At 42.4% G+C, this 14,566-nt stretch carries 16 protein-coding genes and 1 pseudogene; 4 read left to right on the top strand and 13 right to left on the bottom strand.

From position 1 onward, the window contains the following. Positions 1-128: 128 nt before the first annotated feature. From IRB43_RS07740 to chrA, 3 genes are all read right to left on the bottom strand, one after another. Positions 129-887 carry a FixH family protein gene (locus tag IRB43_RS07740; protein WP_203362891.1) on the bottom strand — a complete coding sequence of 253 codons (759 nt, stop codon included), beginning with the start codon at positions 885-887 and terminating at the stop codon, positions 129-131. A gap of 425 nt (positions 888-1,312) precedes the next feature. Further along, positions 1,313-2,479: an FtsW/RodA/SpoVE family cell cycle protein gene (locus IRB43_RS07735; protein ID WP_203362890.1), complete on the bottom strand. Its 1,167-nt coding sequence runs from the start codon at positions 2,477-2,479 to the stop codon at positions 1,313-1,315. A 143-nt stretch (positions 2,480-2,622) separates the two neighbouring features. After that, complete coding sequence (gene chrA, locus IRB43_RS07730) at positions 2,623-3,792, bottom strand: chromate efflux transporter (protein WP_203362889.1); 1,170 nt, start codon at positions 3,790-3,792, stop codon at positions 2,623-2,625. Between the two features lie 160 nt (positions 3,793-3,952). Here chrA and IRB43_RS07725 point away from each other — a divergent pair, with 160 nt between their 5' ends. After that, on the top strand, positions 3,953-4,267 hold the full coding sequence (locus IRB43_RS07725) for a thioredoxin family protein (RefSeq protein WP_203362888.1): 315 nt from the start codon (positions 3,953-3,955) through the stop codon (positions 4,265-4,267). A gap of 40 nt (positions 4,268-4,307) precedes the next feature. Here IRB43_RS07725 and IRB43_RS07720 read toward each other — a convergent pair whose 3' ends face one another. Continuing rightward, entirely contained in the window at positions 4,308-4,709 is a 402-nt protein-coding gene (locus IRB43_RS07720; protein WP_203362887.1) for a hypothetical protein, read from the bottom strand. A gap of 207 nt (positions 4,710-4,916) precedes the next feature. Between IRB43_RS07720 and IRB43_RS18190 the strand changes: the two are divergent. Together IRB43_RS18190 and IRB43_RS18185 are read left to right on the top strand one after the other, a co-directional pair. Continuing rightward, positions 4,917-5,450 (top strand): annotated as a pseudogene (locus tag IRB43_RS18190) (protoglobin domain-containing protein); the annotation flags it as partial. Positions 5,451-5,624: 174 nt separating this feature from the next. Then, positions 5,625-6,227, top strand: a complete 603-nt coding sequence (locus tag IRB43_RS18185) for a methyl-accepting chemotaxis protein (RefSeq protein ID WP_481748130.1) — start codon at positions 5,625-5,627, stop codon at positions 6,225-6,227. A 48-nt stretch (positions 6,228-6,275) separates the two neighbouring features. Here the strand turns inward: IRB43_RS18185 and IRB43_RS07710 are convergent, their stop codons facing one another. Then, complete coding sequence (locus IRB43_RS07710) at positions 6,276-6,587, bottom strand: winged helix-turn-helix transcriptional regulator (RefSeq protein WP_203362885.1); 312 nt, start codon at positions 6,585-6,587, stop codon at positions 6,276-6,278. A gap of 162 nt (positions 6,588-6,749) precedes the next feature. Here IRB43_RS07710 and IRB43_RS07705 point away from each other — a divergent pair, with 162 nt between their 5' ends. Next, positions 6,750-7,346: a nitroreductase family protein gene (locus tag IRB43_RS07705; RefSeq protein ID WP_203362884.1), complete on the top strand. Its 597-nt coding sequence runs from the start codon at positions 6,750-6,752 to the stop codon at positions 7,344-7,346. A gap of 271 nt (positions 7,347-7,617) precedes the next feature. On the opposite strand, the gene nagB is transcribed toward IRB43_RS07705, so the two are convergent. The 8 genes from nagB to IRB43_RS07665 form a co-directional block, all read right to left on the bottom strand. Next, complete coding sequence (gene nagB / locus IRB43_RS07700) at positions 7,618-8,346, bottom strand: glucosamine-6-phosphate deaminase (RefSeq protein WP_203362883.1); 729 nt, start codon at positions 8,344-8,346, stop codon at positions 7,618-7,620. A 162-nt stretch (positions 8,347-8,508) separates the two neighbouring features. Then, a complete protein-coding gene (locus tag IRB43_RS07695) occupies positions 8,509-8,955 on the bottom strand; it encodes a MarR family winged helix-turn-helix transcriptional regulator (RefSeq protein ID WP_203362882.1) in 447 nt (148 codons plus the stop codon). Next, positions 8,933-9,379 (bottom strand): EVE domain-containing protein, encoded by a 447-nt coding sequence (locus tag IRB43_RS07690; protein ID WP_203362881.1) that lies wholly within the window; start codon positions 9,377-9,379, stop codon positions 8,933-8,935. Before IRB43_RS07690 ends, IRB43_RS07695 begins: the two co-directional genes overlap by 23 nt. Before the next feature lie 268 nt (positions 9,380-9,647). After that, positions 9,648-10,619 (bottom strand): S66 family peptidase, encoded by a 972-nt coding sequence (locus IRB43_RS07685; protein WP_203362880.1) that lies wholly within the window; start codon positions 10,617-10,619, stop codon positions 9,648-9,650. Positions 10,620-10,645: 26 nt separating this feature from the next. Beyond that, a complete protein-coding gene (locus tag IRB43_RS07680; protein ID WP_203362879.1) occupies positions 10,646-12,499 on the bottom strand; it encodes a XylR N-terminal domain-containing protein in 1,854 nt (617 codons plus the stop codon). 28 nt (positions 12,500-12,527) lie between these two features. Continuing rightward, positions 12,528-12,788: a 2Fe-2S iron-sulfur cluster-binding protein gene (locus tag IRB43_RS07675; protein WP_203362878.1), complete on the bottom strand. Its 261-nt coding sequence runs from the start codon at positions 12,786-12,788 to the stop codon at positions 12,528-12,530. Between the two features lie 96 nt (positions 12,789-12,884). Further along, complete coding sequence (locus IRB43_RS07670; RefSeq protein ID WP_203362877.1) at positions 12,885-14,360, bottom strand: aldehyde dehydrogenase; 1,476 nt, start codon at positions 14,358-14,360, stop codon at positions 12,885-12,887. Continuing rightward, entirely contained in the window at positions 14,361-14,564 is a 204-nt protein-coding gene (locus tag IRB43_RS07665; protein ID WP_203362876.1) for a 2-hydroxymuconate tautomerase, read from the bottom strand. Positions 14,565-14,566: the final 2 nt, after the last annotated feature.

Genomic DNA, 14,566 nt, shown 5'->3' with positions numbered 1-14,566 from the left:
TAACAAACACTTCTATTTATTACAAATAATTTAAAAATATGTCCGATTAATGAAAGACCTGCATCGATACATCCAGATAAAAAACATCCCCAACTAGTCAGATGGGGATGTGACCTGCTATTCGACAATTATCGGGGAGTGACAGGCACCACGACTTCGATATGTTCATGCAGTTCGCCTTTTTCGACGTGGACTTTGACATTGTAGTCTCCAGCAGCTTCAAAAGTCGTTTGGGCATTGTATTGTCCATTTTCGCCTTCTGTTGCATCAACAAATGTGTGCTTCGCGCTGCCCTTTTGCCAAATTTCAAAACGGACTCTTGCTTCATGAAGCGGTTCGCCTTCGTTTTTAATATGTGTAGTTAAGGTAATTTCTTCATTCGCTTTCCACTGATCACCCGGATGAAAGTCAATCGCTACATTTCCATGATGATGACCGTGCTGATGTTCTTCTGTGTTTTTCGCTGTCTCCTCTGCTTTTGGCGCTGTTTTTTGCGCTCCAACAACAAACTCTTTTTTCGGCATATTATGCAGATCTCTCCCTGTCACATGCGCAATCACGGAGTAATTTCCTTCTTCAGCAAACGCTTGTTCAATGGCATACACGCCGTCCCCTTGATGCTTCGCAGCGATCATCTCATGATCTTTCGCGTCTCCTTTCCACACCTCGAACTCGACCTTATCTGCATCTTCTACTTGTTCTTTTCCTTGTGTAACCACAGCCTCAATGCTCACCTTTTCATGAGCGTTCACCGTTTCAGGCAGTTGAATCTTTACTTCTAAAGGAACCACAGTTTCACTTTTATTTTCTTCTACCTTTTTCTCCTCTTTCGAACAACCTGTCGCCACAAGCAACATAGCACTTAACAAAACAACCATTCTCTTCATATAAACCCTCTTTTCCCTCACAATTTCTGCGTCCCGACATTATACCCCACAAATGTGAAAAAAAAATGAAATGGACAAAGAAATGCGGAGACGACTGTTTAGACACGACAAGCAAATGACAGAATGACGGAATGGCGTACTTCAGCCATACAGTCAGGCTGGCATTTGACTCGAGTGTCTAGGAGGCGGAGCTAGACAACAAGAAAAGCGGAAGGCGCTGTTTAGCGACGTATGGACTGCAGCCAGCCGTATGAGATAAAGGAAACACGATGAACGCTAGTGAATCGATGTTGACTTATCGTAAGGAGGATGGCGGAAGTACACTAGTCGCTAGCGCCTGCAGCTGGACAAAGAAATGCGGAGACGACTGTTTAGACACGACAAGCAAAAGAAAGAGCCAGACCTTCATCAAGTCTGGCTCTCTCTTAGTTATCCGAAGAAAACATATAGCGACGTTCATTATAAGTGATCGAGAAGACCAACCCCATGGCGAACATCCCACCCATAAGGGAACTTCCCCCATAGCTAATGAATGGAAGCGGAATTCCCGTAATAGGCAGAAGCCCAATGGTCATGCCGATGTTTTGAAACACGTGGAATGTGATCATGGCGATAATCCCTGCGCACATATACGAATAATACGGTATTTTCGTATTCAGTGAAAGTTTGGTTAGATGATACACTAACAAAAAGAACAAGCTGACCACAATGCTAGCCCCGATAAAACCAAATTCTTCTCCAATAATACTGAAGATAAAATCGGTATGGCTTTCTGGCAAATACACTTCACGAGTACCAAAGCCTTTCCCGGCTGTTTGACCAGAACCAATGGCGAGCAACGATCTCGTCAAGTGGAAGCCAGTGGAACTTTCATAACTGTATGGATCGAGCCAAGAATAAATACGGCCAAATTGATATTGCTTCACGCCAAGGTATTTCTCTAAAACCATAGGGTTATAGAGTACAAGATAAAAAATACCGACAATGAACGCTGTAGCTGATCCAAATAAAGGGCCTAAAATTTTCCACGAAATACCTGAAACAAAAATCATCGCTAAAAGAATGGCAATAAATACAAGGGATGTTCCAAGGTCCTCTTTAATGACAAGCAACAAAGGACCCAATGTCACAAGCCCTAACTTAATCAACAGCATAAAGTCAGATTGAACGGTCTTTACAGGATTATTTTGGTGGTGAGTCACCATCACTCTTGAAAGGGTCAAAATTAAAAATGCTTTAACGAACTCAGATGGCTGAATAGACAATGGCCCAAATCTAAACCAAGCTTTTGCTCCATTAATTCGCGGTGCAATACTATCTGGTGCAAGTATTAAAGCAATGAGCATTAATAAACCAAAACCATATAAATACCATGACATAGCTGATAATTGATCCGAGTCAAAACGAATCACAACAAAAACAATCACAATCCCAATAATATAATAAATCGTCTGTTTCAAAACGAAATTACTTCCATACTGTCCAGTGGTCTGCGCGCTGTAAATCGCTACACAGCTTACAACAAACATCATTAAAAGAATTAATATTAAACCGAAATCAAGTCGGCTAGAATTTTGATTTGGAGAAGTCATCGAACGATTCCTCTTTCTAATTAAATTACGCCTACTACATTATAACCTTATTACGCAATTTAACAACAGTGAAACGTCCGCTAAAACATCCTTTTATTCGACTAATACCCTACCGACCCTTGATGTAGAAAGGATCAGCGTCATTATCCAAAAACTGTGAACAATAAACTAACAGAGAGCACTCCAAGAACCATTTTCCACACTGGAAGCTTCCAAATCACAATCGCCGCATAAATCAGAAGGACGAAAGCAAGATCGAGCGGACGCTTCACCGCACTGGTGAACACAGGATCATAAAGCGCCGCTAATAAAATGCCGACAACCGCACTGTTAATCCCCATGAGGGACGCTTGAAAATAGCTTTTTTGTCGCAGCCATCCCCAAAACGGCAGTGTCCCAATCAACAGCAAAAAGGATGGCAGAAAAATAGCTACTGTCGCTAGTAACCCACCTGCTACGCCACTTGCTGCTGTCCCTAAATAAGCTGAGAGCGTAAACAGAGGGCCAGGTACAGCTTGAGCCATTCCATATCCCGCTAAAAAAGTTTCTTCCGTCATCCATCCTGAAGGAACTACTTCCCTCTCAAGCATCGGCATGACGACATGTCCACCGCCGAATACAATTGATCCCGCTCGGAAAAAGGTATCGAACAAACTGTAAAATAGCTGATTCATACTTTCTCGGCCAAGAGGAAGTAAAATAAGCAATCCAAAAAATAACAGCCAAGCGAGCGCCGCACTTTTTTTGCCAATGCCAAAGTCAAAGGAGAGCTCAGATGACAATTTTTGTTCTTTATAAATGAACACGCCTGCCACTCCAGCTATCAAAATAACGGCAATTTGCCCAATCGCTGTCGGATACAAAAGGATGCAAATAGCTGAAGCGATGGCGATTGTTTTTCTTCCTTTATCAGGAGTCAATTGTTTACTCATTTGTGACAGAGCATGAGCCACTACCGCAACGGCCGTAATTTTCAGCCCGTAAATGAAATAGCTGGCATCAAAAGAAGAATGCTGCAACAATAACGCAAACAGCATCAGTATGACAACAGACGGCATCGTAAAACCGAACCATGACAGAAAACCGCCTAGCATTCCGCCGCGCATCATCCCGATCGCAATTCCGACTTGACTGCTGGCCGGACCAGGTAGAAACTGACAAATAGCGATAATCTCTGCATAGCGCTGATCGTCTAGCCAACGCTTTTTTCGTATGTACTCTTCTTGGAAATAACCGAGATGAGCCGTCGGCCCTCCAAAAGAAGTAAGGCCAAGCTTTAATGACACAAGAAAAATTTCTACGTATCTCCTCATATACCCTCCAAAATTATTTTTTCATTACCATCAGTATAAAAAAATGAATCATTAATTTCAGCACTTTAACAAAAGCTTTACATAATTGAAATCTTTTATTTGTTCACTTCAAAAGATAACGCTACAATAAAGTGAAACTTCAATCAAAGGAGGAAATCAAATGGAACTAGTGAAAAGTGAAGAACAATTTCAACAATTAATTTCCCAGGAAAAACCGGTGATTATGAAGTTTTCTGCTGGATGGTGTCCGGACTGCCGCCGCATGGACATGTTCATTGATGACATCATCGCGGAATACAATCAATACGACTGGTATGAAGTGAATCGGGATGAATTTCCAGAACTAGCTGAAAAGTATGAAGTGATGGGAATTCCAAGTCTTTTGATTTACAAAAATGGCGAAAAAACCGCTCACCTTCATAGTGCTCATGCTAAATCACCTGAACAAGTGATCGACTTTCTGCAAAGTGTTTAACGATTGATGATGGGGTCAGTGAGAAAACCTGACCCTATTTTTATTGCGCCTGAGCTTTCGGTTCTTGCTCCGCTTTTTCCGCCACCTTTTTCACTTGCTTCCATTCACTGATGAGAATGCCCAACGATCCTCCCGCTGCATAAAAAATGGCCCCCAGTTCTCCGAAAATCAAAAATAAAACAATCGTACTTAATACATATAAAGGCCAGGCATACCAAAGCGACATAAATAAATGATCTTCCTTCTTGCCATGCCTAGGAAGGCCTCGATAGAGAACCAATCGATAAACAGCTAGAATATAAAGAAAAAAACACCCTCCTCCGATACAAGCAACACCGACTAACATCCAGCTTACGTAAAAAATAGCAAGAAATGAGGTGAGCAAACAGGTCATCATCACACCCACAATGTATGGATTATAAAGAAATTCACTAAGTCTCATAACACCACATCCCTTTTCATTTTCTAAAATGTATGCCATGAACGAAGAGAAAAGAATATATACAAGCTTTCTAACATGTAGACGATCATCCCTTAGTCCCAGTAAATGGACTGATAAACTGTACGAAATGTCATAGCACAAATGCTGAAAGTACGGTAAACTTAAATAAATTTATAGATAGATAGGGATATACAAGGAGTTGGGGAAATGAAATTTTTTAAATCAAAAACGTCTAATGACTATAGTCATTCATCGATCGTTGCAACAGCCAATGTAAAATTATCCGTCAAACCGGGATCAGAACTATATGAACAACTAAAAATGATTGAATTAACAGAGCGCGATTTAAAGGCAATCAAATCCCTTCACCCGCAAATTGAAACACATCTCGAATCGATTATTGATTCTTTTTATTCTAAACTGATGCAGCAATCGAATTTGATGAATATCATTCAAGAAAATAGCAGCGTCGATCGCCTCAAAAAAACATTAAGAAGACATATTCAAGAGCTGTTTAATGGAGAGATTGATGAAGTCTTTTTGCAAAAACGAATCAATATTGCCAATATGCATGTAAAAATCGGACTAAAGACGAAATGGTATTTATCCGCCTTTCAAGATTTGCAAAATTCATTTTTTAGTATTATTTCTGAAATGGACATTTCTAAAGAAGAACAAATGGAACTTGTGCGCGCTGTGTCTAAACTATTAAATTTAGAACAGCAGCTTGTACTAGAAGCGTATGAAATTGAATTTGATCGCATCCGCTCTATTGAGAGCGAACGCAAAGATGCCCTAACAAACCAAGTCCATTCCATTTCACAGGAGTTAGCGGCCATTTCTGAAGAAACATCCGCTTCTTTAAAAGAGCTTAGTTCACAAGCAGATTCGATTTTGCATTTAGCAAAAGAAGGCATGTCCTTAGCAGATGAATCGGCGAGCCATTCTCTACAAGGGCAAAACCAGCTGAAAGAACAAGGACAAAAGCTGTCTGAAATTCAAAAAGCAGTTACTGATATTCAGGCATTCTCAACCGAATTAAACCAAATCGCCTCAAGCATTACAGAAGTGATTACAATTGTAGGAAATATTGCTGGGCAGACGAACTTGCTCGCATTAAACGCCTCTATCGAAGCAGCACGCGCCGGAGAATACGGAAAAGGCTTTGCCGTTGTCGCTGAAGAAATTCGCAAACTATCTGATCAAACAAAAACATCCACTTCAAGCGTGTCTGAGCTGATTTTAAAAACAAATGCACTCATCGGACAAGTCAGTCAATCCGTTGAAACAGTCAATAGCCTTGTTCATAAAGGAATTAAAAGCATGGCACAGACTGATGAAGATTTCAATCAATTGCTTGAATTAATTAGTGGCACAAAAGAGCAAAACCGCTATATCGAGGGTCAGCTTCAACAATTATCGAGCATTATTACTGAAATTGAGCATGCCTCGGAAGAAGTCGCGCACTCTGCCGTCAAACTCAACGACTCCACTGAGCAATATTTATATTCTAACTGAACAAAAAAAGAGGATGTCCAAACGAAAACGGACATCCTCTCTTTTTAGTTATAGTTCTACCCATTGGTGCGCCCACTTCTCGATTTCTTTCACACTTGCTTCAAGTGCCCGTCCCTTTTCTGTTAGTTCATATTCCACACGAACTGGAACCTCAGGATACACTTGGCGTGTCACCAAGCCCTCTTCTTCCATTTCTTTTAATCGATCTGTTAATAATTTTCCGCTAATAGGAAAACCTGATTTTATCTCTGAAAAACGTTGAGGTCCCATCAACAACTGATGAATGATTAATCCTGTCCAACGTTTTCCCATCATCTGCATCGCCTTTTCAAACTTAGGACAAAGCTCAACTTCTTTCATGCCTTTCACCTCTTTACATTTTCATTATACCCTTTTTTTCTCGAAAAAGATATCTTTACACTTTTTTAAATAAAGTTACTTGACTTTATCATATAATATTTTTATACTAGGTTACGAAATGTAACAATAAAATTAAAAATAATTGAAAAGAGGAAAAAAATCATGACAAATTTTTATTCAGCTGTAGAAGCTAGACGTTCTATTTATGCGATTAGTAAAGAACAAACCGTCTCAGACGAAAGAATCCAAGAGGTGATCGAGTTTGCCGTAAAGCATGCGCCAACGGCTTTCAACTCACAAAGCGGCCGCGTAGTTGTCCTTCTTGGCGAGCAGCACGATCAACTTTGGGATCTGACCAGAGACACGTTAAGAGAAATAGTTCCCGCTGATCAATTCGGCCCAACAGAAGAAAAAATGGCTATGTTCAAGGCAGGATACGGTAGCGTTCTTTTCTTTGAAGATGAAGCGGTTGTCAAAGGCCTTCAAGAAAGTTTCCCAACTTATGCAGACAACTTTCCTCTTTGGTCAATGCAATCTTCAGGGATGCTTCAATACATCGTATGGACAGCATTAGAACAAGAAGGTTTCGGGGCAACGCTTCAACACTACAACCCGCTCATCGACGAACAAGTGCGCACGAAATGGAATGTCCCTGCAAACTGGAAATTGATTGCTCAAATGCCGTTCGGCAAACCAGCCGCTCCTGCTGGCGACAAAGAGTTCCAACCAATTAACGAACGCGTAAAACTATTCAAATAAAGTGAAACTTCAATCAGTAGGGGGTTTTTTCATCCCCCACTGATTGTTAGTTGAACGGATCGGGCGTTTACGGGCTGTTGATCCCCCACCTACACGTCTGCGCTTCTTCTGCCATGTTGAGGTGGGGGTCTTACAGCCCGTTAATGCGGGATAACACAAACAAGGCTAGCTCCGATTTCGGAACCAGCCTTGTTTCAGCTTCATTGACTTTGCCCGCGCTTTCCTCCAACTAAAAAACTGCCGAGGGCCACTCCCCCGACAGTTTGGTTTACTATTTATTTTCGTTTAAGGCCGCTTCGTCGACAATGACCGTTACATTAGGATGCTGGTGCAGGCATGATGCTGGGAATGCCTCCGTGACTTCTCCCGATAACAGTTTCGAAATCGCTTCCACTTTTGCCGAACCGGACGCTAGTAAAACAATTTTTTTCGCAGCCATAATCGTTTGGATCCCCATCGTAATTGCTTGAGTCGGCACTTCTTCTAAACTATTAAAAAAGCGAGCATTCGCTTCTCTCGTCGATTCATCCAATTCAATAATATGTGTCAGTGAATCAAACGATGTGCCAGGCTCATTGAAACCAATATGTCCATTGCCACCAATGCCAAGCACTTGAATATCCACTCCGCCTGCTTCATGAATTAACGCCTCATACGCTTCACATTCAGCAGATAAGTCTTCATTCTCCCCGCTCGGCAAATGAGCCTGCTCAACTGGCACATCAATATGATCAAATAAATGCGTTTTCATAAACGTGTAATAACTATTGCGATCCTCTTTCGGCAAGCCTATGTACTCATCAAGATTAAATGTGGTCACTTCTTTATATGTCGTTCCGTTTGTTTGGTGGTCTTCGATTAATCGTTGATACAAGCCTTCAGGCGTGCTTCCCGTTGCTAACCCAAGCACGATCTGTGGATTTTTCTTCACTTCGGCAACAATCAGTTCTGCCGCTTTTTGACTCATTTCCTCGTAATCTTTTACTTTCACAATTTTCATTCTCTTTTCCCCCTTTGTATGTAATCACTTCGCTGCGGATCACTATGTTTATTACACTAACAAGTATACCATTTACTTTTTCTAAAAACTTTTCCATTTTTCCAAAAGAATAGCATCTATCGAATGACTTGTCTATGCGTTGAAGGGAAATATATCACTTTCTTATTCTGCATCTAATAATTTCAATAGATGCTCATTGAAATCCGCCTTTGCATTTTGAAGAACGTTAAAAAACTTTTGATCTACTTCTTCTACGATTGGTAACGCTACTTTTACTTTTTCAGTCCCTTCTGTCGTAGGAGTCAACAGAATTTCTCTTTTATCGCGCGGATTTTTACTTCTCTCTATGAACCCTTTTGTTTGAAGTGTCCTCACGACATCAGAAACCATCATAATATTTGTTTTTGTGAAACTAGCTAATTTTTTCTGAGTAACATGTTCTTCTGAAGTGGCCAGATAATCACATGCGGCTAAAAGAACAAACTGTACATGAGTAAGCCCTACTTCGGAAAGTTCCTTTGTTATCGCTCTTTGCCAATCTTGAGACACACGCCACAGCAAAAAACCTGTACTCTCATTCGGATCATCAAATGTAGACATCCAATTCATTAATACTAACCCCCATTTCTTTTGCAATCGTTAGAAAATCTTCTTTACTCACTTCAAAATGTCCCCTGCGAAATAATAAACCAACATTTGAAGTCGTCTGATAAAAGTTCAACTTCGATTTAATCTGATCAAAGCTCATTGCGTTGCATTCGATATAATCAACATCCACCCTAAATGGAATGAACTCAGGCGACATTTCATATGGATAAACCTCTCCACTTTTAATTTGGCCGATCGCCGTAAAATATTTCAATGTCTTTCCATTAGGATAGCTAGTTTTCGGAGAGTAGTAAATGATCCAATCGCCTTTCTTCATTCTTCTTAATGGTGCTGCTTTTCCATGACAAAGCTGAGCAAACTCCCCATTCACCCCTATGTGAACATGCTCTTCAGATACGACACCAATCCAGAATTTCGTACTCATTGCCTTCTCCCCTTTTTCGCTTTTTAATAAGTGCACTTATTAATATAATAAGCACACTTATTAAATAATGTCCACATAAAGTGAAACTTCAATCATTGGGAGTGTTCTTCATCTCCCAATGATTGTTAGTTGAACGGATCGGGCTTTTACGGGCTGTTGGATCCCCTCTATACGCCCGCGGATTTTCAGGCGGGAGTCTTACAGCCCGTTAATGCGGGATAAAAAAGCGGCTTTGTAAAGAATTCTTTTCCTTACAAAACCGCTTCGATTAACTAATCCAAATGTCAGTCTTCCCATTTTTGACTACCACTTCCGCAAAGCCGCCGATGGGCAACGTAGCGAGTGGGTCGGTGTGGCCGAAATCGAGGTTGGCAACCACTGGAATATGCGCTAATTCCGGTTTGTTTTTCAACATGGCCACAAGCGCAGACTCCGTCACATTCGACTCTTTTTGAAAGCGGCCGATGAGCACCGCTTTTATTTCCTTCGCATCCGGCAAATGCAATAGCGATTGCAGTTGACGGTCAAAGGTCATGAGATGGGACTCATTATCGTCTTCGATAAACAAAATGGCATCTTTCAAAGAAGGCATAAATTCCGTTCCTTGCAACAGATTGATCGTACATAAATTACCGCCAATCAAGCGCCCTTCCGCTTTTCCTTCTGTCATAATTAGAGGACCTGTATTCGGATAATAGGTGCGTTGATCTTGTTCTAAATACCATTTATCGTCGCTCCATCGATCCGACGTTTCGAGTTCAAATGGGGCATCATTGGTTAAAGCGGTGAGCATTCCTTGCACGACATAATCCGCCAAGTGCTTCATGCCGAAAGTTGAAAAGGCAGGCCCTGAGTATGTAATGAGTCCTGTTTTCGCATAAATAGCTAACTGCAGAGCGGTAATATCACTATATCCACATACTATTTTCGGGTTCGCTTTGATCAATTCATAGTCAATATGCGATAACAGCTGATTGGCATTATAGCCGCCAATCGCGGCAAAAATCGCTTTCACGTTGGGATCGCGAAACGCCTCATGCAAGTCTTCGATTCGATTTTCCACAGACGTAGAAAAAAACATATCGTGTTCATCCACATGACGACCGAACGACACGCGAAAGCCAAAGCTCTCTAATCGCTCGGTCGCGAGCTTCACTTGTTCCCCTTTCACTACCGCCATGCTTGTCGATGGGGCAATAATTCGTACTTCGTCTCCAGGCTGTAAACGCGCAGGTTGCATGTATGTTCCTCCTTACTAGCCTGTCCTCACAAATCGAGCTTGCCGATGGATTTGAGAGATTTCAAGGAAAGCAAAAGCTGAAAGGTCGCTTCTGCATCCCGCAGGCTCACATCTAGTATTTGGTCAATTTTGCTCATGCGATAGCGCAAACCGCTGACAGACAAGGCCAATTCATCGGCTGTTGCTTCTAAATTGCCCCCATTGAGCAAAAATGTATACAACGTATTTAATAGCTCTACTTTTTTCTCATCCAGTGTATCATACAATGCACCAAGCGTATATTTCGCAATTTTCTCAATAGCCGCTTCATTGTTGCTGTTGATTAACATTCCAACGATCCCGAGTGACTCAAAATGAACAATCGGCAGTTGCCGCGATGCCATTCTTAGCGCCGTCAAAGCCTCTTCATACGCTTCCCTCGCTTGGAGAATATGATCATTTTTTAAGCTAATTCCCACTTGGCACTCCACTTTGACGCAGCGATTAGACAGTTCTTGTAACAACGCTTCACAAAGGGAAGCAACCTCTCCTTTCGGGTCGGATACGAGGGCAATAATGGCCGAATCCCGCTGGCCAATGAGAGCGTGTAAGCCGGCTTGTTTAAAAAAATTAGCCGTCGTTTCGAGTATTTGTTCGTAGAAGGTGAGTTCTTTTTTAATATCTTTCGCCGCCAATTGATAATGAACAACGATGAAATAATAGGCTTTTGATAAATCGAGGGAAATGAGGCTAGCTCGTTTGACAATTTCTTGCTCATCGGTGTATTTGCCGCTCAAAATCTCATCTAAAAAGCGCCCCTTCATTCGTTCGGCTGATTCAAATTTTGTTTTTTCATTGAGCAAGACTAACGAACAGACCGAGCACATCCGTTCAATAAACATCGTCAAAATTTCTGGATTAGCGACTTGATTTTCTTCTAAAAAGAAAGAACAATACCCCACTTTCTTTCCTTGTAAAAAGACGGGAGACATAAGGCGATAGCAACTCGCTGTTCGAAGCCATTTCGTTTTCTCTAATAGAAGCACTCGATCGATTAGCTCTTGTTGCGCCTGCTGTAACCATTCCTCATGAATTCCTTTGTACGCGAGCGGCTGATGGTGAATGTTTTCAATTAACACAGGAATCCCAGTTTGCTCATACATCACTTGAACAATCGAGTCGAGATGATTGCCTTTAATAATCTCCTCCGTCAGCAGTTTATGCACAAGCATCACTTTAGCCAAATGATTCTTCTCTTCTAACAGCTTTTCATTCGCCACCTCCAACTCTCTTAAAATGGGCTGCTCCTCACAATAGCCAATTTGCTCAGATGCTTCCTCCCCCCATTCTGACGCAAGCTTGCCCACCCAGCGACAGTCTTCCGCTCCTGTTCCGATACATTGCGTTTCCTTAAAAATCACTGTTTCACCAACAAGACGCGTCACATATCCGCTCGCATATCCCGTTAACGTAAAGCAAACAGGTACATCCGACAACCCTAAATGCGTCACATGCTCAACCGCTTCATACGAATGCCGCCAAACGCCTTCCATATGAAACTGCTGGACTTTTCCTGCTTGCTCAACAATCCGAATACGATCCATCGTCGCTTGCACATGCCCCTTTAACGAATGAAGCACAGGGCCATATTTCACTTGCTCCTCCAACGAATCAAACGCAGCAGCGAGTGCTTTTTCGCCATCTTGCCAGCCAATTTGCCAGCCATAACGAAAAAAGAAGGCCTTCATTCGATCCAACCCGATGTTTTCGATTAAATCCCTTCTCAATGTGCCAAACGCCTCAATAGAAATAAGAATGGAACGGGTATGATCGGCATACACCATTCCATCCTTGCATGTAATATTCAGCTGTTTCAATAAAGATTGCTCCGTCTCCATCATGATCTCACCTTTTCTTTTTTATAGTTCGTCAGGCAAGGATGATTGTCGTGCTGCTTTCAGGATACGTTTGACAAGCAAGTACATAGCCTGCCTCCCGCTCCTCATCTGTTAAGGCACGCTTTGAACATAGTCCTAGGCTGAATTGTCCCTCCGCGATTTTCACTTTACACATGCCACATCCGCCTTTTGTGCAGGCGTAAGGAATGCTCACTTGCTGCTTTAAAGCGGCCTTTAATAAAGAGTCTGTTTCACTCGACTGAACGGTAACATTTTTAGTAAACGCTTTCATAATTATCCACCTCTTCATTTTAATTGATTATTCCGAAATATTCAAAAAATAAGAAATGAGTAAAGTGCGTTTTCGGCCCTTCACTCATCTCTACTATTATTTTAACGCGATACAAATATTTTTTGCTTCCGAGAAAAATTCCAGGCTATGATGGCCGCCTTCACGACCGATGCCGCTCTTTTTAAACCCGCCAAATGGAGCGCGCAAGTCGCGGACAAACCAGCAATTCACCCAAATCGTACCGGCGCGGACATGGTGAGAAATTCGGTGAGCACGCTGCAAGTTATCCGTCCAGACGACACCGTTTAGTCCATAATCGGTATTATTGGCAATCTCTAACGCTTCTTCTTCCGTATCAAATGGAATCAATGTCACAATCGGGCCGAAAATTTCTTCTTGGCAAATACGTGCTTGCGGATTTTCTTGAATATATACGGTTGGCTCTAAATAGTAACCGTCCTTTAAATAATCAGGTAGTTCCGGACGCGCTCCCCCGCAAACAAGCTCCGAATTTTCTTCCTCGGCAATCTCTAAATAACTTGTGACTTTGCGGTAATGTTCCTCACTCACTACCGGCCCCATATTCGTATCTGCCTCTTGCGGATCACCGACTTTTAACGCCAGCGCCGCTTCTTTAAAGCGATCGACGAATTCTTTAAAGATGGAGCGCTGTACAAGAATTCTCGATCCGGCGAGACACACTTGCCCAGAGTTTAAAAAGGCCGCTTGAATGGATACGGGAATCGCTTTATCTAAATCGGCATCTTCAAAGACGATATTCGCCGCTTTTCCGCCAAGCTCAAACGCGACCTTCTTCAATGAATCCGCGCCATTTTTCATAATCGCCTTTCCTGTCGCTGTTTCTCCCGTAAACGAAATGAGGTCGACTTCCGGATGCGTCGTCATAAATTCTCCGGCTGATCCCGGCCCAAAGCCTTGCACCACATTGATGACGCCATCGGGAATGCCCGCTTCTTTCGCAATTTCTCCAAGAAGAGAAACGGTCATCGGCGTGATCTCCGCTGGTTTAATGACCGCTGTATTACCGGCCGCAAGACATGGACCGAGCTTCCATGTCGTTAACATAAACGGCAAGTTCCACGGCGTAATCAGCGCCGCCACACCTACTGGTTCATAGCGGGTATAGTTTAAATATTCTTCTCCCATCGGATACACTTCGCCGCCTTGCTGCTCCATAAAATCAGCGAAAAAACTAAGATTATGCGCTGCGCGTGGGATTTCCCGTTCTAACGCCATCGGATAAGGCTTGCCGACATCTAACGCCTCTAAACGAGCGAGCTCTTCTTTTCTTTCTAAAATAATTTCAGCCATGCGGCGAATTTTCGCACAGCGCTCCGCTAGTGGCATCGTCCGCCATGGTCCTTCTTCAAACGCACGGCGAGCGGCACGACACGCGCGATCGACATCTTCCTTCGTCGCTTCATGCACGCGGGCGATTACTTGTTGCGTCGCTGGGTTTTTCACTTCAAACAGCGAACCGTTTCCCGACTCTACATATTCGCCATCAATGAACAATTTAATTTCCTTTACCTTTGTTTGCACCTTCTCCATTCATTTCTCCTCCTTTGCTCGCCTTTTTTTCACCGATTCACCGGCAATCCCCCAGTGTTCCGGCGGCATTTCGTTGATCATTACGCGGATGTTCTCTTTAGGACATTCAAGAATTTCAGCGACCTTCCACGTTAACTCTTCAATTAGCTGTTCTTTTTTTTCAGGTGGACGACCTTGTAACATATTCACTTGAATCAAGGGCATTT

This window comes from Bacillus sp. REN10 (assembly GCF_016820555.1).
In the GTDB taxonomy this organism is placed as follows: Bacteria; Bacillota; Bacilli; order Bacillales; family Domibacillaceae; genus Bacillus_CE.
Note: the sequence above shows the minus strand (reverse complement) of the source record. Positions and strands in the feature narration are given on the sequence as shown.